The sequence below is a fragment of the Aeromonas sp. CD genome (assembly GCF_033349375.1).
GTDB lineage: Bacteria > Pseudomonadota > Gammaproteobacteria > Enterobacterales > Aeromonadaceae > Aeromonas > Aeromonas hydrophila.
The window spans coordinates 45,309-63,415 of record NZ_CP137631.1 but is presented as its reverse complement, the minus strand read 5'-3'; the positions used below and the strand labels follow the sequence as shown (position 1 = coordinate 63,415).

Annotated in this window: 19 protein-coding genes; 11 read left to right on the top strand and 8 right to left on the bottom strand. The window is 62.8% G+C overall.

Annotated elements, in window-relative coordinates:
* Nucleotides 1-22: 22 nt before the first annotated feature.
* Nucleotides 23-709 carry a fimbria/pilus periplasmic chaperone gene (locus tag R2E40_RS00285; protein WP_318165583.1) on the top strand — a complete coding sequence of 229 codons (687 nt, stop codon included), beginning with the start codon at nt 23-25 and terminating at the stop codon, nt 707-709.
* A 43-nt stretch (nt 710-752) separates the two neighbouring features.
* Here the strand turns inward: R2E40_RS00285 and leuE are convergent, their stop codons facing one another.
* The gene (gene leuE, locus R2E40_RS00280) at nt 753-1,391 is read right to left on the bottom strand and encodes a leucine efflux protein LeuE (RefSeq protein ID WP_318164477.1); all 639 of its coding nucleotides are present in this window, start codon (nt 1,389-1,391) and stop codon (nt 753-755) included.
* A 289-nt stretch (nt 1,392-1,680) separates the two neighbouring features.
* Between leuE and R2E40_RS00275 the strand changes: the two genes are divergently transcribed.
* The gene (locus R2E40_RS00275; RefSeq protein WP_024945889.1) at nt 1,681-2,901 is read left to right on the top strand and encodes an MFS transporter; all 1,221 of its coding nucleotides are present in this window, start codon (nt 1,681-1,683) and stop codon (nt 2,899-2,901) included.
* Between the two features lie 294 nt (nt 2,902-3,195).
* On the opposite strand, the gene R2E40_RS00270 is transcribed toward R2E40_RS00275, so the two are convergent.
* Both R2E40_RS00270 and ftnA read right to left on the bottom strand, forming a co-directional pair.
* Complete coding sequence (locus R2E40_RS00270; RefSeq protein WP_318165582.1) at nt 3,196-4,380, bottom strand: NAD(P)/FAD-dependent oxidoreductase; 1,185 nt, start codon at nt 4,378-4,380, stop codon at nt 3,196-3,198.
* A gap of 83 nt (nt 4,381-4,463) precedes the next feature.
* Nucleotides 4,464-4,988, bottom strand: coding sequence for a non-heme ferritin (gene ftnA, locus R2E40_RS00265; protein WP_016348910.1), 525 nt, complete (start codon nt 4,986-4,988; stop codon nt 4,464-4,466).
* A 209-nt stretch (nt 4,989-5,197) separates the two neighbouring features.
* Between ftnA and R2E40_RS00260 the strand changes: the two genes are divergently transcribed.
* Entirely contained in the window at nt 5,198-6,988 is a 1,791-nt protein-coding gene (locus R2E40_RS00260; protein WP_318165581.1) for a GGDEF domain-containing protein, read from the top strand.
* Between the two features lie 16 nt (nt 6,989-7,004).
* Here the strand turns inward: R2E40_RS00260 and fabV are convergent, their stop codons facing one another.
* Entirely contained in the window at nt 7,005-8,192 is a 1,188-nt protein-coding gene (gene fabV, locus R2E40_RS00255) for an enoyl-ACP reductase FabV (protein WP_318164476.1), read from the bottom strand.
* Nucleotides 8,193-8,657: 465 nt separating this feature from the next.
* Here fabV and R2E40_RS00250 point away from each other — a divergent pair, with 465 nt between their 5' ends.
* Together R2E40_RS00250 and trpS are read left to right on the top strand one after the other, a co-directional pair.
* Nucleotides 8,658-9,092: a universal stress protein gene (locus R2E40_RS00250; protein WP_010635648.1), complete on the top strand. Its 435-nt coding sequence runs from the start codon at nt 8,658-8,660 to the stop codon at nt 9,090-9,092.
* Nucleotides 9,093-9,283: 191 nt separating this feature from the next.
* Nucleotides 9,284-10,297: a tryptophan--tRNA ligase gene (gene trpS / locus R2E40_RS00245; protein ID WP_318164475.1), complete on the top strand. Its 1,014-nt coding sequence runs from the start codon at nt 9,284-9,286 to the stop codon at nt 10,295-10,297.
* On the opposite strand, the gene R2E40_RS00240 is transcribed toward trpS, so the two are convergent.
* Complete coding sequence (locus R2E40_RS00240; protein WP_042064403.1) at nt 10,276-11,250, bottom strand: LysR family transcriptional regulator; 975 nt, start codon at nt 11,248-11,250, stop codon at nt 10,276-10,278. The genes trpS and R2E40_RS00240 overlap by 22 nt on opposite strands.
* A 91-nt stretch (nt 11,251-11,341) precedes the next feature.
* Between R2E40_RS00240 and R2E40_RS00235 the strand changes: the two genes are divergently transcribed.
* Complete coding sequence (locus R2E40_RS00235; protein ID WP_318164474.1) at nt 11,342-12,241, top strand: DMT family transporter; 900 nt, start codon at nt 11,342-11,344, stop codon at nt 12,239-12,241.
* Complete coding sequence (locus tag R2E40_RS00230; RefSeq protein WP_016348904.1) at nt 12,226-12,387, top strand: hypothetical protein; 162 nt, start codon at nt 12,226-12,228, stop codon at nt 12,385-12,387. The genes R2E40_RS00235 and R2E40_RS00230 overlap by 16 nt, the downstream gene beginning before the upstream one ends.
* 138 nt (nt 12,388-12,525) lie before the next feature.
* On the opposite strand, the gene R2E40_RS00225 is transcribed toward R2E40_RS00230, so the two are convergent.
* A complete protein-coding gene (locus tag R2E40_RS00225) occupies nt 12,526-12,984 on the bottom strand; it encodes a DUF6314 family protein (RefSeq protein ID WP_318164473.1) in 459 nt (152 codons plus the stop codon).
* A 43-nt stretch (nt 12,985-13,027) separates the two neighbouring features.
* Here R2E40_RS00225 and R2E40_RS00220 point away from each other — a divergent pair, with 43 nt between their 5' ends.
* Nucleotides 13,028-13,882, top strand: coding sequence for a carboxylate/amino acid/amine transporter (locus R2E40_RS00220; RefSeq protein ID WP_202004033.1), 855 nt, complete (start codon nt 13,028-13,030; stop codon nt 13,880-13,882).
* 7 nt (nt 13,883-13,889) lie between these two features.
* On the opposite strand, the gene R2E40_RS00215 is transcribed toward R2E40_RS00220, so the two are convergent.
* Both R2E40_RS00215 and R2E40_RS00210 read right to left on the bottom strand, forming a co-directional pair.
* Nucleotides 13,890-14,753, bottom strand: a complete 864-nt coding sequence (locus R2E40_RS00215) for a sensor domain-containing diguanylate cyclase (protein ID WP_318164472.1) — start codon at nt 14,751-14,753, stop codon at nt 13,890-13,892.
* Between the two features lie 70 nt (nt 14,754-14,823).
* A complete protein-coding gene (locus R2E40_RS00210; protein ID WP_016348900.1) occupies nt 14,824-15,537 on the bottom strand; it encodes a 3-deoxy-D-manno-octulosonic acid kinase in 714 nt (237 codons plus the stop codon).
* Between the two features lie 164 nt (nt 15,538-15,701).
* Here R2E40_RS00210 and R2E40_RS00205 point away from each other — a divergent pair, with 164 nt between their 5' ends.
* From R2E40_RS00205 to rpoZ, 3 genes are all read left to right on the top strand, one after another.
* Nucleotides 15,702-16,784, top strand: coding sequence for a glycosyltransferase family 9 protein (locus R2E40_RS00205; protein ID WP_318164471.1), 1,083 nt, complete (start codon nt 15,702-15,704; stop codon nt 16,782-16,784).
* Nucleotides 16,785-17,055: 271 nt separating this feature from the next.
* Nucleotides 17,056-17,682, top strand: coding sequence for a guanylate kinase (gene gmk, locus R2E40_RS00200; protein WP_162498770.1), 627 nt, complete (start codon nt 17,056-17,058; stop codon nt 17,680-17,682).
* Between the two features lie 79 nt (nt 17,683-17,761).
* Entirely contained in the window at nt 17,762-18,037 is a 276-nt protein-coding gene (gene rpoZ, locus R2E40_RS00195; RefSeq protein WP_005307060.1) for a DNA-directed RNA polymerase subunit omega, read from the top strand.
* Nucleotides 18,038-18,107 lie beyond the last annotated feature (70 nt).

The following is an 18,107-nucleotide window of genomic DNA, read 5'->3' as shown; positions in this document are numbered from 1 at the left end:
CAACATGGATCTCAGGACAATGATGAAAAACCTGGCGCGCAATTTGACTCTGCTGACGGCTCTGCTGCTTGCCGGTCCCCAGGCATGGGCCATCGACATAGGCCCCATGACCGCCATCATGGAGCACGATGAAGAGTTCATCTCCCGCACCGTCACCAACAACGCCAGCACACCCAAGCTCTACGAGCTGGCGGCGTATCGCATCACCAGTCCGACAGCGGACGAGGCCATTCTGCCCATGGCCCCTGGCGAACTGCTGTTCGCCCCCAAGCGGTTTGTGTTGCATCCCGATCAGCGGCAACACGTCAAACTCTATTACAAGGGGCCAGACGATAGGCAGGAGCGCTACTACCGGGTCGTTTTCACCGAGGTGCCGGTGGCGCAGGCCGGCACACCCGATAAGGCAGGCAAACGCAGTGCGGTCGAGATGACCATAGCGCTGCAATCCATTCTGGTGGTGAGACCCCGCCAGGAGCGGTTCGAATACCGTCTCGATCAGGCGGCGGGCAGCATCACCAATACCGGCAACAGCTTCTTTGAATTCATGGTGAAACAAGGATGTGATCAGCCGGACAGCATGGCAGACAGCAAATATCTGCTGCCCGGCGAGACCTATCGCAATCCCAAGATCAGCCAGTCTGGCAATCAGAAGTTGATCGTGCATCAATCCCGTTTTGTACGGGTAGGCAAGGATTGCTGGCCTGACTAGCAGCTCGCGAGCGGGCGACCGGGATTGGGCAATGCCCTGGCCATCAGGATGACAACGTGGCCAGCCGGGCGGCGAAACCCATGAAGAACAGGCCGATGAGGCCGTTGCCGAGCCGGGCCAGACGCACCTTGCGCGCAAAGAAGCGCGCCATCAGGGTGCCGCCGAAGATCAGCAGGGTCAGATAGACGAAGCTCATGGCCTCCAGCATGCTCGCCAGCACCAGGTAGGAGACCCAGGTGTGGGCGTAGTTGAAGTCGACGAACTGCACGAAGAAGGAGACGTAGAACAGGATCGCCTTGGGGTTGGTGAGGCTTAAGGTGAGCGCCTTGGAGAAGTAGCGCTCGCCCTGCTCGACCACGGACGCCTGCCCTTCCCGCCTGGCGATGAAGTTGGCATGCAGGATCTTCACCCCGAGATAGAGCAGATAGAGGGCGCCCAGGTAGCGCACCAGGGTAAACAGCAGCGGGGTGGTGCGAATGAGGGAGGCGATGCCCAGATAGGCGCAGAAGATCAGGATGGCGTCGCCGACGAAGACCCCGAGGGCCGCCTGATAACCCGGGCCGACGCCGCGGCTCGCCCCGGTGCGCAGCACATAAATCGAGTTGGGCCCCGGCGCTATGATGATGAAGAAGAGCCCCACCAGATAGGTCCAGACATTGATGACTCCCAGGCTCTCAAACATGGCGCGCCCCCCTGGACTTGGAAAACAGCCCGCTCAGGCAGGTCCAGACGTTGATGACTCCCAGGCTTTCGAACATGCTCCCTCCATGGCGGGTGGCGACCCGCATAATGCGACGACGAGGTTTCTATACTAATCCGCCGCCCGCCGAGCACAAGTGCCGATCTATCATCCGTTCGCCCCACCCTCTCACCGCCGTAACCGGCAACCCCGATCACCCCCACTTTGTGGTGTCCAGACACGTCGTGATCAGGCATGTTAAGCCATACCCAGACTCACAGAACCCGCCCTCATGGAAAAGAGCCTCAGTACCGATCAGCCACTCGCCGCCGCTACCGCGCACGACGCCTTGAATCGCACCACCTATCCGGTGATCGCCGCCATCAGCTTCTCGCACCTGTTGAACGACATGATGCAGTCGGTGCTGCTGGCCATCTATCCGCTGCTCAAGCTCGGCCTCAACCTGTCATTCGCCCAGATTGGCCTCATCACCCTCACCTACCAGTTCACCGGCTCGCTGTTGCAGCCGCTGATCGGCCTCTACACCGACCGCCGGCCCATGCCCTATTCATTGCCGTTCGGCATGGGCTTTACGATGATCGGCTTGCTGTCGTTGTCGCAGGCGGCCAGCTTCGGCGCCGTGCTGCTGTCGGCCATGCTGATCGGCATCGGCTCGTCGGTATTCCACCCGGAATCTTCCCGGGTCGCCCGCATGGCGGCCGGCAGTCAACCTGGGCTGGCACAGTCGCTGTTCCAGATCGGCGGCAACCTGGGCTCGGCCATAGGCCCGCTGCTCGCCGCGCTGATCATAGTGCCACAGGGCCAGGGCAGCGCGGCCTGGTTCTCGCTGTTCGCCCTGGTCGGCGTCATCGTGCTCAGCCTGGTCGGGCGCTGGTCCAGCCACCACGCAGCCAACTTCCATAAACGGATGAAGGCGCACCTCGGTCACGGTCTGAGCCGCCGCCAGATCGGCTGGTCGCTGGCCATCCTCGGCCTGCTGATGTTCTCCAAATTCTTCTACATGGCCAGCCTGAGCAGCTATTACACCTTCTACCTGATGGACAAGTTCAGCCTGTCGCTGGACAGCGCCCAGCTCTATCTGTTCGCCTTCCTGTTTGCCGTCGCGGCGGGTACCGTGCTCGGCGGGCCGATAGGCGATCGCATCGGCCGCAAGCGGGTGATCTGGATCTCCATCCTCGGCGTCGCCCCCTTCACTCTGCTGCTGCCCCATGTCGACCTGTTCTGGACCTCGGTGCTCTCGGTCATCATCGGCCTGATCCTGGCCTCGGCCTTCTCCGCCATCCTGGTCTACGCCCAGGAGCTGGTTCCCGGCAAGGTCGGCACCATCTCAGGCCTGTTCTTCGGTTTCGCCTTCGGCATGGGGGGCATAGGGGCGGCCCTGCTGGGCCAGCTGGCCGATGCCACCAGCATAGAGACCGTATACCGGGTCTGCGCCTACCTGCCGCTCATCGGCCTGCTGACCGCGTTCTTGCCGACTCTAAGAAAGGGATAACGAGCTACCCCACGAGGGATGCCACCCATAAAAAACGCGGCCTGAACGGCCGCATCTGAAGTGGATGAGTGCAAGGGTAGGTCAGCAGTACTGGCCAGCCCCCCCAGCCGCCGGGGCTACAGCCCCACTGGAAGTTGCCCCCCCAAAGGCCGCTATCGCGCTCATCGACGATATAGAAGCAGCCTTTATCAGCAGTACTGACCGGCTACCCAACCGCCAGGGCTACAGCCCCACTGGAAGTTGCCATCGCAAAGGCCGCTATCGCGCTCATCAACGATATAGAAGCAGCTTCCATCAGCAGTACTGGCCGGCTACCCAACCGGAGGACCAGGCCCACTGGAAGTTGTAGCCGCCGAGCCAGCCGGTCACGTCCACCACCTCGCCGATGAAGTAGAGACCGGCCACCTTGCGCGCCTCCATGGTCTTGGAGGAGAGCTCGTTGGTATCCACCCCCCCCAGGGTCACTTCGGCGGTGCGATAACCCTCGGTGCCGTTGGGCAGGATCTGCCAATCCCCCAGCAGGGTGGCTACCGCCTCCAGCTCCCGCTCGTTGTATTGGCGCATCGGCTTGCTGACCAGCTGGCCCAGCTCCACCAGCTTGTCGACGAAGCGCTTGGGCAGCTCGCGCCCCAGCACGGTTTTCAGCTCCTGTGCCGGATGGGCCTGGGCCCACTCCCTGAGGGTGGCGGCGATGTCGAGCTCCGGCAGCAGGTTGATGTGGATCTTCTCCCCCGCCAGCCAAAACGAAGAGATCTGCAGGATGGCGGGGCCGGAGAGACCGCGATGGGTGAACAGCATGGCCTCCTTGAAACAGGTGCCATCCTCGGCGGTCACCGCCACCGGCAGGCTGACCCCGGCCAGATCGGCGAACGCCTCTTTCTCGGCCTGATGCAGGGTAAAGGGCACCAGTCCGGCGCGGGTTGGCAGCACCTTGAGGCCGAACTGCTCCGCCAGCTTGAAGCCGTAGGGGGTGGCGCCGAGTTTCGGCATGGAGAGGCCGCCGGTGGCCACCACCAGCGAGTGGCAGCTGATCTCCCCCTGACTGGTGGCCAGCACGAAAACCTCGTCGTTCTTGCTGACGGCGAGGATCTCGGTCTGGAACTGCAGGGCCACGCCGGCCCAGTCGCACTCGGTCAGCAGGATGTCGACGATCTCCTTGGCGCTCTCGTCACAGAACAGCTGGCCTAGCGTCTTCTCGTGATAGTTCAGGCCGTGCCGGTCCACCAGATCGATGAAATCCTGCTGGGTGTAGCGCGCCAGCGCCGACTTGCAGAAGTGGGGGTTGGCCGAGAGGAAGGCGTGGGGGGCGGCCTGATGGTTGGTGAAGTTGCAGCGGCCGCCGCCACTGATGAGGATCTTGCGGCCCGGTTTCTTGGCGTTGTCGAGCACCAGCACGGAGCGGCCCCGATAACCGGCCTGGGCCGCACACATCAATCCGGCCGCCCCGGCGCCGATCACCACCACATCAAACTGCTTCATCATCACTCACTCATCCAAAGAAAAACGGCCCCTGTAAAGAGGGGCCGTCATTGTACTGGCTGAACACTAAGTGTCCACGACTATCAGGCGTTGCCATCCATGATGCTGGCAGGAGCGCCCTTGGCCAGCTCGGCCAGCTCCTTGTCGATGAAGTAGAGGCCCTTGCCGTCTTCACCCACCAGCGACAGGCGGTCGACGATGCTCTTGAACAGCTTCTCCTCTTCGTGCTGCTCGGCCACGTACCACTGCAGGAAGTTGAAGGTGGAGTAGTCCTGGGTGGTAAACGCCACGTGGGCCAGGCCGTTGATGCACTTGGTGATGTGGTATTCGTGCTCGAGGGTGGTGCGGAAGATGTCACCCAGCGACTTGAACTCGTGGGGAGGGGCATCGATGGCACCCAGCAGCGGCATGGCACCGGTCTCGCTCACGTAGGTGAACAGGCGCTCCATGTGCTGACGCTCCTCGACGGCGTGCTGGCGCAGGAAGTTGGCCGCCCCCTCGAAGCCCTTGTCCTCGCACCAGGCGCTCATCTGCAGGTAGAGGTTGGAGGAATAGAATTCAAGATTAATCTGCTCGTTCAACTTCTCGATCATGGCTTTGGCCAACATGATGATTCTCCACTGTGATTTGGTCACGATTGTCGCCACAGTTTCGTTATGAAGCAACCAGATACCGCTGCCCAAGCTCTCAGTTGTGACAGCTTTTCGCCTCATCCTATCCCCCATACGGTTATAGAGAAGCAAAGAAACATGGTGTAGGTGGATTCAGCCATTATGATGGCGCCAGTGGTCGGGGAAAGGATTCAATGAGATTCATAATGGCACTGGCGCTGCTCTGGATGACCCAGCTGCAGGCCACTCCCTCCTTGCTGAAAGAGGCTGAACTGCAGGCGGCGCGCGATCCCGTCGGTTATCTGCAACGCCTCGACGCCAACCCGCAGCAGGACATGGAGCAGTTTTACGCCAGAGCCCTGGCCCAGGCCGCGCTGGGGCGCTATCCGCAAGCCCTGCTCGACAACGCCCGTGCCCGCGGGCTGGCCAGTGCCCAGCAGGAGACCCTGCGCCTGCTCGACTTCCGCTTGCAGCAGATCGCCCTCACCCTGGATACCGAAGCACCGGATCAGGCGCTCACCCTGCTGGAGCAGCTCAAACCCACCGTCGCCGGCCATCCGCAGCAGACCTCGGAGTGGCACGCCCTGAACGGGCTCGCGCTCTATCGCACCCAGCAGCTCAGTGCGGCCATCGCCGAGCTCAAGACCGCCTTTCGCCTCAAGCAGACGATACCGGACTCCACCCTCGCCAGCCTGCAGTGCGCCCGTCTGCTGATGACCCTCGGCAACCTCTATGCCGACCTCAATCTGGCGCGGGAGGCCGAAAGCTATTACCTGGAGGCGCTGCAGCGCATGGTGCAGCTGGACGAGCCCAACAGCCAGATCATCATCCGGGCCAACATGGCGCGGCTCTATATCGATACCGATCGCCCCGCCCAGGCCAGACGGCTGCTGGACAATCTGCTGGCCAACCCGGCGCTGGCGCCGGACTACCGTGCCATCATCCTCGGCTATCAGGCCATGGCGCTCAATGCCGAGCGCGACTGGGCCGGCGCCCTGCGCGCCCTGGACGAGGCGCAGGCGCTCTATCAGCAACTGGGCTACCCGGAAGCCGGGGTGCGCCTGCTGGAGACCCGGGCCAGAGCGCTGCAGGGCAGCGGCGAGAAGCAGCTGGCGCTGCAACTGCTGACCAGCCAGGGGCCCGCCGGTGCCAGCAGCAAGGCCTTGCAGGCCAGCCTGCTGGCGGATCAGGGGCGCTACCCCGAGGCCTATCAGGCGCTCAGTGAATATGTGAACGACTACAAGCAGCACTTCAACCAGACCCTGAGCCAGCATGCCGCCGCCTTCCAGGCCGAGATGGATCTGGCCCGCAGCGAGGCCAGCAACCGGGTGCTGCAACAGGAGAACGAGAACAAGCGCCAGCAGCTGCTGCATCAGCAGAGCGCCCGCCACTACCAGCTGGCGCTGGTCGGCCTGCTGGCCAGCGCCCTGCTGCTGCTGGGCGTCACCACCCACCGGCTGCACCGCAGCTCGCGCCACCTCTACAAGCTGGCCACCTTCGATCAGCTGACCGAGCTGCCCAATCGCCGAGCGCTGCTGGAACGGCTGGCCACCCAGTGGCAGCAAGAGGGCCCGCTCACCCTGCTCATCATCGACATCGATCACTTCAAGCAGATCAACGACCGTCACGGCCATCAGGCGGGAGACAGGGCCATTCAGCGGCTGGCGCGGGAGCTGAGATCCTGGGCACCCGACCTGCAACTGGTCGGGCGCTGGGGCGGCGAGGAGTTTCTGGTAGCGGTGCCGCTGCCGGCGGCGGATTGCTGGTATCTGGCAGAGCAGCTACGCCAGCGCATCGGCCAGATCGACAAACCCCGCATGACCATCAGCATCGGGGTAGCCGGCCGCTCGGCCGCCGACGACGGGCTGGGCCAGCTCATCCACCGGGCCGACATGGCCATGTATCAGGCCAAGCGCCAGGGCCGCAACCAGACCATCCTGGCCGCAGAGCCGAGCAACCCGGAGCAGCCGGAGGCACTGGCCAGCAGCGTGGCCTGACCCTCAGCCCCCTGGCTCAGGGCAGCAGCTCGCTCAGCGAGGCCAAATCCACCGGCGCGCCGTAGTCGACGCCCGCCAGCTCGAAGCCGTTGAGCTGCATGAAGTCCTGCCGCAGCCCGGCAAAATCCCCCAGCGCGTGGAAGTTGTCCGGCGTCACCTTGGACCAGAGCGCCGAGACGGCGGCCTGAATGGCCGGGTCAAGCTCGTGGTCATCCATCCGGATCAGCCGGTTGCCGTCGGCCACCACCCCTTGCGGGCCGTACATCTTGGTGGCGAACAGCCGCTGCATCTGCTCGATGCAGCCCTCGTGCACGCCGCGCTCCTTCATCACCCCCATCAGCAGGCCCAGATAGACCGGCAGCACCGGAATATAGGCGCTCGCCTTGGTCACCAGCGCCTTGCAGACCGACACCCAGGCGTGGCCGCCAATCTCCGCCAGCTGCAGGTTGATGGTCTCGGCGGTGGCATGCAGATGCTCCTTGGCGTAACCGATGGTGCCGTCCCGATAGAGGGGGTAGGTCGATTCAGGGCCGATATAGGAGTAGGCCACGGTCTGCGCGCCGGGCGCGAGGCAATCCGCCTGCTGCAACGCCTGCAACCAGAGCTGCCAGTCCTCGCCACCCATCACGCTGACGGTATCGCGGATCTCCTCCGGGGAGGCCGGATCCAGAGACTGCTGCACCAGGGTGTCCTGTTCCAGATCCAGTCCCCAGCCGCTAAATGGCTGGCCGGTGGTCTTGAGCACGGAGCGCACTTGCGTGCCGTCAGGCAACATCCGGATACCGCTCGCCAGCGAGTAGATCACCAGATCCACCTGCCCCAGCTGCTGGCGGATAGTGTCGATGGCCTGCTGGCGCATCCCGGTGGAGAAGGCATCCCCGATCAGATTGATGGCGATGCGGCCGGCCTGCTCCGCCTCCTTGCGAAACCAGATGTTGTTGTACCAGCCGGCACTGCCCGGCCCCTTGTCGGAGGGGCCCCGCTCGAACGATACGCCGACGGTGTCGGCACCGGCCCCGAAGGTCAGGGCGATGCGCGACGCCAGCCCGAAGCCGGACGAGGCGCCCAGCACCAGCACCCGTTTCGGCCCGTTGAACGGGCCCGCCGCCCGGATCCGCTCGATCTGCTGCAGCACGGCGGCACGGCAGCCGATGGGATGACAGTTGCGGGCGACGCAGCCCTGGATCTGTGGGTGAATGATCATCAAGGAGTCTCCAAGGAATCAATACGATACGCGAAATGACAGTGCAGACCGACCCGTATCCAACCGGGAGCCGGTGTTCAATGGCCGGCGACGGTCTGCCAATGGAACTGGCTACAGCATAACCAAGCGAGGCGGGATTACCTTGATGTCGGGCGGAATATCGGCGGGAAGGCGGCAGAAAAACAAAAGGGAGCGCGAGGCTCCCCAAAGCGGTATTCAGATGCTTTTTGTTGTTTTGTGTTCATTGCGAAGCACGGGCACATCCTATGCCTGTCACCGGCTGCGGGCAAGCCGGCGGGTGTGACCTGCTTCAAACTCCTGTTCGATTTATAGCCAGTTTATTGCCTGTCGTCGGTGACAAGCCCCATAAGAAACTCGTTTAAATCCCAAAACTGTGCCGGGGACACCATTTTAGTTTCAGCAGACATTGGTATAGTGGACTCAGGATCAGTGAGGAGAACTCCCATGAATGGAACCTATTACAAACACATACTGGCCGCGATCGACCTGTCGGAAGACAACCGCAAGGTGATCGAGAAGGCGGTCGACCGGGCCCGCTCCAACGGCGCTAAGCTGTCGGTGATCCATGTCGATGTGGACCTCAAGGATCTCTACACCGAGATGATCGATATCGACATCGACAACGTGCAGGATCAGGTGATCGCCGAAGCGAAAGAGAAGCTGGAAGCCTTCCTGGCCTCGGTGGACTACCCCATCGAGAAGAAGCTGGTGATCTGCGGTGATTTGAGCGAGCGGGTCAACCAGGCGGTCAGGGATTATCAGATCGATCTGCTGGTGTGCGGCCACCGTCAGAGCTTCTGGAGCCTGCTCACTTCGAGCGCGCGCCAGTTGATGAATACCGTGCCCTGCGATCTGCTGGTCGTCCCCTTGCAGAAGTGATCAAACAGGCGTAGTTTGATTTGCCATGAATATGACCTCATTCAATCACAACTACTGGTGGTGCTGCTCTTGAACAGGCGGCACTGCTTTTCTATGTAAAATTTCCCAAAGAAAACACCGTGACCGCCGAGAGGCGGTCATTGTTTTCATCCCTTTGTCGCCTCCCGGCTCACCCAACTGGAGAGAGTGACATGCACAACCCCGTTATCCTGACCGGCGACCGTCCCACCGGCAAACTGCACATCGGCCACTACGTCGGCTCCTTGCGCCAGCGCGTCGACGCCCAGCACCATTACCGCCAGTTCGTGATGATCGCCGATCTGCAGGCGCTGACCGACAACGGCCACAACCCGGCCAAGGTGACCGACCACGTGCTGGAGGTGATGGCCGACTACCTGGCCGCCGGCCTGGATCCCGCCAAGACCACCTTCTGCTTGCAGAGCGCCCTGCCCGCTCTCGCCGAGCTGACGACCTATTACCTCAACCTGGTCAGCGTCGCCCGGTTGGAGCGCAACCCCACCGTCAAGACAGAGATCCAGCAGAAAGGGTTCGAGCGCAGCCTGCCGGCCGGCTTCCTGATCTACCCGGTCAGCCAGGCCGCCGACATCACCGCCTTTCGTGCCACCCATGTGCCGGTGGGCGAGGATCAGCTGCCGATGCTGGAGCAGACCAACGAGATAGTGCGCCGCTTCAACACCCTGGTGGGCAAAGAGGTGCTGACCGAGTGCCAGCCCATTCTGAGCGACACCGGTCGTCTGCCCGGCATAGACGGCAAGGCCAAGATGTCCAAGTCCCTCGGCAACACCATAGAGCTCGGCATGTCGGCGGAGGAGATCAAGCAGGCGGTGTTCGCCATGTATACCGACCCCAACCACCTCAAGGTGAGCGATCCGGGTCAGGTGGAGGGCAATACGGTGTTCGCCTACCTGGATGCCTTCCATCCCGACAAGGCACTGGTGGCCGAGATGAAGGCCCACTACCAGCGCGGCGGGCTGGGGGACATGCGCTGCAAGCAGGTGCTGAACGACTGCCTGCAGACCCTGCTCGCCCCGATGCGGGAGCGGCGTGAGGCGGCCATCGCCGACAAGCGCCAGCTACTGCGCCTGTTGCAGCAGGGCACCGAGCAGGCGCGCGCCCTGACCGACGAGGTGCTGGCCGAGGTGAAGGGTGCGATGGGGCTCGACTACTTCGCCGGACTGAACTGATCCGCCCCGCGCTGCGCCGGGCTGCCGAGCGCATCCGCGCCGTAGCGCTCGAACGCCAGCCGATGCAACAACCCCTTGAACCAGCCGATCGCCTCGTCATGGGCGGTGAGCGGGTGGCCCGCCATCAGATAGACAATGGGGATGTCGGGGTCCAGCTGGTGCAGCCGCAGCGGATAGTAGCGGCAGAAGTGGCGCCCGATCATCTCGGGCACCACCACCAGATAGCGGCCGGTGGCCATCAGCGGCGGCACCGCCATAAAGCTCGGTAATCGGACACCCAGTTCACGCTCCACCCCGAAGCGGGCCAGCCAGAGATCCACCATGGCCTGGCTGTGGCCCCAGCTGGAGGTATGGATGTGGGGCCGGCTGACCAGATCGTCCGGCCCCAGCACGTCCGGCAGCTCGCTGCCAAGGGGCGACAGACAGACCAGCGGGTTGTTGAACCAGGGTTCGCGCCACAGCCGGGGCGAGAGGTGGTTGGCATCGGCGAAGCCGATCACCAGATCCAGCTCCCCCTTCTCCAGCTCCCGCTCGTAGTCGCTGTCCGCCAGCTCGCACACCTCCAGCCGGCAGTGAGGGGCATGCCGGTGCAGCCGCTCCACCAGCGCCGGCACCAGACCGTGTTCCACCGAGCCCGGAGTGGCGATGCGAAAAATTCGCCGCGCACTGGCGGGGTCGAACCCCTTGGCCTGCCGCAACCCCTGCTCCAGCATGGCCAGCGCCTGGCGCACCGGTCCAGCCAGCGCCTTGGCGCGCTCGGTCGGCATCATCTCGCGCCGGCTCATCACGAACAGGGGGTCGTCCAGCGCCGTTCGCAGCCGCCCCAGCGCATGGCTGACGGTGGACTGGGAGAGGTGCAGCCGCTCGGCGGCACGGGTGACGTTGCGCTCCTGCATCAGCATGTCGAACACGGTGAGCAGGTTGAGGTCGAGGCGGGAAAGGGGCAGTTCCATCGATATTGGCCATGGTTGGATGACGACAATTCATTTTTGGCATAGTAGCAGATTGCATAGAATGCGCAGGCGAATTACATCGGAGATTAAAATGCGTAGCTATCTGTTGTTGCTGGCGATTGGCCTGTTGTGGGGCTCCCAGTTCATTTTCATGCATCAGGCCGTGACCGAATTGCCCCCCATCATGGTGGCAGCGGGTCGCGCCTTGTGTGGCAGCCTGACCCTGGGTCTGCTCTGCCTGTTCATGCGTCTCAAGAGCGAACACACCCCGTGGCGTACCTATATGCTGATCGCCCTGCTGGATGCCACCCTGCCCTTCATCATGGTGGCCTGGGGTCAACAGTATGTGGATAGCGCCATCGCCGCCGTGGTAATGGGTTGTATCCCGTTTGTCACCATCCTGATGGCACCCTTGTTGGTTTCCGGTGAAAAAATCACCAAGGGTGGTCTCGTCTCCGTGGTCATCGGCTTCGTCGGCGTACTGGTGCTGTTCTGGCCGAAACTGGCCAGCGGCATGAATGCCGGCCTGCTCGGCGCCATGGCTATCCTGTTCGGGGCCAGCTGCTTCGCCATCGGCCTGCTGATGATCAAGCGCTTCGCCAAGGACCACCCGGTGGTCGTGGCACGCAACATCCTGATCTCTTCGGCCATCCAGCTGCTGCTGGCCGCGCCGTTCGTCACCGATCTGAGCGCGCTCACCATGCCGAGCCAGCATGCCATCGGCGCCGTCGCGGTGCTCGGGGTGTTCTGTACCGGTCTGGTCTACTTCCTCTACATGGCGCTGATCCAGAAGGCGGGCCCGACCTTCGCCTCCTTCAGCAACTACCTGGTGCCGCTGTTTGGCGTCATGCTGGGTGCCCTGTTCCTCGGCGAACAGATCCACTCCACCACCGGCGTGGCACTGGCCCTGATCCTGGGCTCGGTCGCCCTCAACCAGTGGGCTCAGCAGCGCCGCGTCCAGCGGGAGGCTGCCCTATGTCAGGCATCCTGACCACGCTCTGCGGCGGCCTGGTGGTGATCGCCGGCTGGCAATATCGCCAGCGGCTGATGGGTCTGCTCGGACTGTTGATGGTGCTGCTGCCCTGGTTCTTCGACAGCAAGCTGCAAGCCATGCTGAGCTATGCGCTGAGTGCCTGACATCAATTTCTGAATGTGTGACGAGAGTGTATCTCTCCTGTTTTTGGGACCGTTTTTCAAAAAAACCTCCGATTTGTCCCTTCTACCGGCGCTCTGCGCCGGTTTTTTTATGCCTGCCTTGCCCCGTCCTGCCGCCCGTCACACCCGATAGCGATAACTCAGTCGCTCATTCTTGCGCGGGCCGGTGATCTGCCAGCCGAGCAGAAAGCCGTCCCCGGTCGGCGTCAGCTCGGCGCTGTAGTGATCCTGACCGCACAGGTGGGGCTCGGCGGTGAGCCAGCGACCATCCGCCTGAGGCAGCAGCTCGAACAGCACCACCGGCTGCTCGTAGCGCAGATGGGAGAGCCGGATCCCCTGCTCGCCGCGCTGCCACCAGAAGCGATTGTGCATGGTCAGCACCCGGCCATGGGGCGTGGTGTAACGGCCCTGCTCGGCAAACAGCCAGCCACCCTGATGACCGGTCACCGTCACCTCCCCCTCGCCGCTGCCGCACCAGTCGGTGGCGGAACCTTCCCCGTTGCTCGCGGTAAAGGCAAATGCTCCGATCTGTGGCAACTGGCGCCATAAACGCTGGATCACGGCTTCCATCTCGGCCATCATAGCCCCCTTCAAAATTGACAACTGACGACAAATCAACCACATGAACTACTTGATAGGGGTTACCCTGCTCTGGTCATTCTCCTTCAGCCTGATCGGGGTCTACCTCGCCGGTCAGGTGGATGCCTACTTCTCGGTACTGACCCGCATCGTGCTCGCCAGCCTGGTGTTTCTGCCCTTTCTCAGACGGCGCTGGTTGCGCCCCGACCTAGTGGCCAAGCTGATGGCCCTCGGCGCTACCCAGCTCGGCATCATGTATCTGTTCTATTACCACTCCTTCCTGCTGCTGACGGTGCCGGAAGTGCTGGTGTTCACCATCTTCACCCCCATCTACGTCACCCTGATCCATGACCTGCTGGAGCGGCGCTTCAAGCCCACCTATCTGTGGGGAGCCTTGCTGGCGGTGCTGGGGGCGGCCGTCATCCGCTTCGACGGGCTGACCGAGAGCTACGTGCTGGGTTTCCTGGTGGTGCAGGGTGCCAACATCTGCTTCGCCATCGGCCAGGTCGGCTACAAGGTATTGCTGGCACGGGAGAAGGAACAGCCCCCACAGCTCGCCGTGTTCGGTTGCTTCTATCTGGGCGCCCTGGCCGTGGCTCTGCCCGCCTGGTGGCTGCTGGGCACACCGCAATACCCAACCACTACCCTGCAGTGGGGCATTCTGTTGTGGCTGGGGATAGGCGCTTCCGGGCTTGGTTATTTCCTGTGGAACAAGGGGGCGACCCAGGTCAGCAGCGGTGTGCTGGCCATCATGAACAACGCCCTGATCCCGGCAGGTCTGCTGGTCAATCTGCTGCTGTGGGGCAAGGATACCGACCTGGTCAGGCTCACTTTGGGCGGCCTGTTGATGCTGGCCTCCCTCTGGGTATGCCAGCGTCATGGGGTAAGTGAGCGCTGACTAAAAATCAGCCAACGACGGTGTTGTGCTCCCGTCTGGCCTGACCGTGGCAGGTAGCCAGCCGGGCCAGCAGGTGATCGATCTGCTCGCCGGCCTGGCTCTGCACCAGGCCGATGCTGACGGTCACCGGTCGCTGCGGCAGCAGGCTGGCATCGGCGATCTCGAGCCGCAACCGCTCGGCAATCTCGAGGCCGCTCAGCCGATCGGTCTGGGAGAGCATCAGGATGAAGCCGTCTTCGTCCCAGCGGGCGAAGGGGTCTTCCCGCCGCAGCTCGTGACGCACGATGCGGGCCAGCTTGGCCAGCATGGCATCGCAGGCCACCTCGCCGAACAGCTGCTGGATCTTGGCCCTGTGGTCGACGCTGAATTGCAGCAGGCTGAAGCTGCCGCTCTCGCTGGCCAGCCGCTCATCGAGCAACAGCTCGAAGTGGCTGCGGCTCTCCAGCCCGGTGAGGGGATCGGTACCGTGCCGCTCTTCCACCAGCAGTGTCTGTGAGTCGAGCAGACGCACCACCCCCAGCACCTGGCCGTGAACATCGCGCCTGGCCCGCTCCTCCAGCCGGACATAGTGGCCGTCGTGATGCAGGATGCGGTATTCGAGCCGGATCTGGGCCACCCGCCCGCTCTGGCAGGCGGTCAGCGCCTCCTGCAGGTTCCCCACGTCGTCGGGGTGCACCCGCTCCAGCCAGCCGAGATCGTCCAGACCGGCTTCGTTCAATCCCAGCAGCCGCAGACAGGAGAGATCCCGCTGCACGCCCTGCTGCGGGCTCCAGCTCCAGAGCCCTGCCTCCAGCAAGGCGATGGCATCCGCCATCAGCGCCAGATCAAACCGGGTAATTGCCTCCCTGAAGGGAGCCTTGAGCATGTCCATCGAGCGCCTCGACACCGAATCTGAAGACCTTCTCAATAAGTAACATTGGCTCTCGCGCCGAGCAACAGGGTCAGCGCGCTTTTCCTTGATAGCCGTTCATCAGGGCCTGCCAGTTCTCCGGTACGAAGTGAAAACTGGTATGCAACTGGGACTCCTTGTTGAAGGAGCGCAGCAACCGTTCCAGGTTGGCCTGCTGCCAGTTGCCGGGAGAGCGGATGGCCCCCTTGTCGAAGTCGATCACCCACACCTTGCCCTCCTTGTCGAGCAGCAGGTTGTGGCTGTTGAGATCGGCGTGATAGACCCCGGCGTCGTGCAACCGGCGCACCGTCTGGCCCACCTTGTGCCACACCTCGCCGGCGATCGGCCCCTGCTTGAGCAGGGCGACCAGATCCTTGGCGCCACGAATGCGCTCGATCAGGATGTCGGCCCGATAGAAGGGGCCCTGCTTGGCCATCCGGGCGGCAAACGGGCGTGGCACCGGCAACCCCTGGGCGCTCAACTTGGCCAGCAGCGTGTATTCGGCCATGGCCCGGCTCGATTCGACCCCTTCGAACCAGAAGCGATCCCGCACCACCTTGCCCACCATGCCACCGCGATAGTAGTGACGCAGCACCAGGTGGCGGGATTCATCCTTGACGAACCAGGTCACTCCACGGCCGATGGAAGACCCCACCACCTGGCGATGTGTCTGCCACCAGGCCGGATCAAACAGCTCGGGAGAAGGGTCGCGAAACGCCCCTTCGGCGTACCAGCAGATCTGGTTGTGTTCGGTCTGAATTTGCATTTTTGGCGCTTCCGGTCGGTCAGTCATGGCTACACAAGGCAAGGGCAGGCAACGACAACAGGGGCCCTGTCAGGAGCACCGGCTGCCGGTCGTGCGCAATTTTACAATCCACGGGGGAGTTTGCATAATGCCATCCATCCATTTTGCCACCATTGCGCCACATCATGCCGCTGTTCCAAACGCCGCCCTCCTCCATCTGCATCCTGCGGCTCTCCGCCATCGGCGACTGCTGCCACGCGCTGGCGCTGGTGCGCGTCATCCAGCGGGCCTGGCCGACGACCCGCATCACCTGGATCACCGGCAAGATTGAAGCGACGCTTTTTGCCGATCTGCCCGAGGTCGAAGTCATCGCCTTCGACAAGAGCAAGGGCTGGCGCGGCTATCGCGAGCTCTGGCAGACCCTCAAGGGACGCCAATTCGATGCCCTGCTGCACCTGCAGGCGGCCATGCGGGCCAGCATCGCCACCCTCGGCATCAAGGCCAAAGTCAAACTCGGGTTTGATCGGGAGCGGGCCAGCGATGGCCAGTGGCTGTTCACCAACCACAAGGTGCCATCCCCCGCCTCGCCCCACGTGCTGGACGGTTTCCTCGCCTTTGCAAAAGAGCTCGGCATCCAGGATCTGACCCCGGACTGGCAACTGCCCATCAGCGCCGAGCACCAGGCCTGGGCGAAAGAGAAGATCGACGGCAAGCCGACCCTGCTCATCTGCGCCGCCGCCAGCAAGGCATTCAAGAACTGGACTGCCGCCGGCTATGCCGCGCTGGCGGATCACGCCGCAGAGAAGGGCTTTCAGGTCTATCTGTGCGGCGGGCCGGCCAAACTGGAGCGGGATCTGGCCGCCGACATTCAACGGCTGAGCCACAGCAAGCCGGTGGATCTGGTGGGGCAGACCAACCTCAAGCAGTTGCTGGCGCTGATCAGGGAGGCCAGCCTGGTGTTGGCCCCCGATACCGGCCCCACCCACATGGCCACCCTGGTGGGTACGCCGGTGCTCGGCCTCTATGCCCACCACAACCCGGATCGGACCGGCCCCTATCTGTGCCGCGACTACGCGGTCAGCGTCTATCAGGAGCTGGTCGAGCAGGAGACCGGCAAACCGCTGGCCGAGCTCGGCTGGCGCACCCGCCTCAAGGATCCGGACGCCATGAGCAAGATCACCCGCGAGCGGGTCATCGCCGCCTTCGACCGGCTCTGCGCCGATCGCCAGCTGCCCGCCGGGCAGCAACTCGGAATTTCCGAGCAGTGAAGCAGGGATAATCTGCTGGCCCACCCACACGGCGGCAGGCAGAATGGCGGCTGATGTGGGTGACGCTCCCGCAGCAAGCTACGAATACTTTGATCGGCTGGAATATGATTCCGGCCGTTTTTTTATCCGCCACCTTCTGTTAAAATTCGCCGCCTTTACATCCCTCTTAATCCAAGAATTTTCCGCGTTTCGGATTTGGCTGTCTCCCTTTCGGGCACAAGACGGCGGCCTCTGCTACAACCAAAACACGGTCTCGCTTAAAGGTACAGACATGGCGCAACAAGGCACTCTCTATATCATCTCCTCCCCGAGCGGAGCGGGTAAATCCAGCCTGCTCAACGCCTTGCTGACCCAGCACAACAGCGCAGGCAAGATGCAGCTGTCGGTTTCCCACACCACCCGCGCCACCCGTCCCGGTGAAGAGCACGGGGTGCACTACCACTTCGTCAAGGTGGAAGAGTTCAAGGCGCTGATCGAGCGCGGCGACTTTCTGGAGTGGGCCGAGGTGTTCGGCAACTACTACGGCACCTCCCGCGCGGCCATCGAAGCCTGCCTGGCGCAGGGGATCGACGTGTTCCTCGATATCGACTGGCAGGGCGCCCGCCAGATCCGCGCACAGATGCCGACCAAGTCCATCTTCATCCTGCCGCCCAGCCGCGAAGAGCTGGAGCGCCGCCTGATCGGCCGCGGTCAGGACAGTGCCGAGGTGATCAAGGGCCGGATGGAGAAAGCCATTGCCGAAATGGTGCACTATGACGAGTATGACTATGTCATCATCAACGAAGACTTTGAGCAGGCACTGTTCCAGCTGAGGGCCGTCATCGAGTGCCAACGGCTTGAATTACGCCAGCAGCAGCAGGCCCAACAAAACTTGCTGCAACAGCTACTGGCAGAATAGGCCAAAAACAAGTAAACTTTTGCGTCATTTTTAAACACCGCTTTTTTAAACCGAGAAAGCCCAAACACTGGAGTCCTGCATGGCACGCGTTACTGTAGAAGATGCTGTAAAACAGGTAGGTAACCGTTTTGACCTGGTGCTGGTCGCCGCCCGCCGCGCCCGCCAAATCGCGGTTCAAGGCAAAGATCCCCTGGTTGACGAAGAGAACGACAAGCCGACCGTGATCGCCCTGCGCGAGATCGAACTGGGTCTGGTGAACAACCAGGTGATGGACACCCAGGACCGCTACGAGCAGCAAGAGCAGGAAGCCGCCGAGCTGGCTGCCGTTGCTGCCATCGCCGAAGGCCGCGGTTAAGTCAGTTATTTCTTATAGTCGGCGCCCGCCCGGGTGCCGACTGTTCTCCCCCATTTACAACCGCTCGAAA

Coding starts and splice junctions, on each gene's coding strand:
- R2E40_RS00285 (WP_318165583.1), top strand. CDS start 23: ATGAAAAACCTGGCGCGCAATTTGACTCTGCTGACGGCTCTGCTGCTT.
- leuE (WP_318164477.1), bottom strand. CDS start 1,391: ATGTTTGAGAGCCTGGGAGTCATCAATGTCTGGACCTATCTGGTGGGG.
- R2E40_RS00275 (WP_024945889.1), top strand. CDS start 1,681: ATGGAAAAGAGCCTCAGTACCGATCAGCCACTCGCCGCCGCTACCGCG.
- R2E40_RS00270 (WP_318165582.1), bottom strand. CDS start 4,380: ATGAAGCAGTTTGATGTGGTGGTGATCGGCGCCGGGGCGGCCGGATTG.
- ftnA (WP_016348910.1), bottom strand. CDS start 4,988: ATGTTGGCCAAAGCCATGATCGAGAAGTTGAACGAGCAGATTAATCTT.
- R2E40_RS00260 (WP_318165581.1), top strand. CDS start 5,198: ATGGCACTGGCGCTGCTCTGGATGACCCAGCTGCAGGCCACTCCCTCC.
- fabV (WP_318164476.1), bottom strand. CDS start 8,192: ATGATCATTCACCCACAGATCCAGGGCTGCGTCGCCCGCAACTGTCAT.
- R2E40_RS00250 (WP_010635648.1), top strand. CDS start 8,658: ATGAATGGAACCTATTACAAACACATACTGGCCGCGATCGACCTGTCG.
- trpS (WP_318164475.1), top strand. CDS start 9,284: ATGCACAACCCCGTTATCCTGACCGGCGACCGTCCCACCGGCAAACTG.
- R2E40_RS00240 (WP_042064403.1), bottom strand. CDS start 11,250: ATGGAACTGCCCCTTTCCCGCCTCGACCTCAACCTGCTCACCGTGTTC.
- R2E40_RS00235 (WP_318164474.1), top strand. CDS start 11,342: ATGCGTAGCTATCTGTTGTTGCTGGCGATTGGCCTGTTGTGGGGCTCC.
- R2E40_RS00230 (WP_016348904.1), top strand. CDS start 12,226: ATGTCAGGCATCCTGACCACGCTCTGCGGCGGCCTGGTGGTGATCGCC.
- R2E40_RS00225 (WP_318164473.1), bottom strand. CDS start 12,984: ATGGCCGAGATGGAAGCCGTGATCCAGCGTTTATGGCGCCAGTTGCCA.
- R2E40_RS00220 (WP_202004033.1), top strand. CDS start 13,028: ATGAACTACTTGATAGGGGTTACCCTGCTCTGGTCATTCTCCTTCAGC.
- R2E40_RS00215 (WP_318164472.1), bottom strand. CDS start 14,753: ATGGACATGCTCAAGGCTCCCTTCAGGGAGGCAATTACCCGGTTTGAT.
- R2E40_RS00210 (WP_016348900.1), bottom strand. CDS start 15,537: ATGCAAATTCAGACCGAACACAACCAGATCTGCTGGTACGCCGAAGGG.
- R2E40_RS00205 (WP_318164471.1), top strand. CDS start 15,702: ATGCCGCTGTTCCAAACGCCGCCCTCCTCCATCTGCATCCTGCGGCTC.
- gmk (WP_162498770.1), top strand. CDS start 17,056: ATGGCGCAACAAGGCACTCTCTATATCATCTCCTCCCCGAGCGGAGCG.
- rpoZ (WP_005307060.1), top strand. CDS start 17,762: ATGGCACGCGTTACTGTAGAAGATGCTGTAAAACAGGTAGGTAACCGT.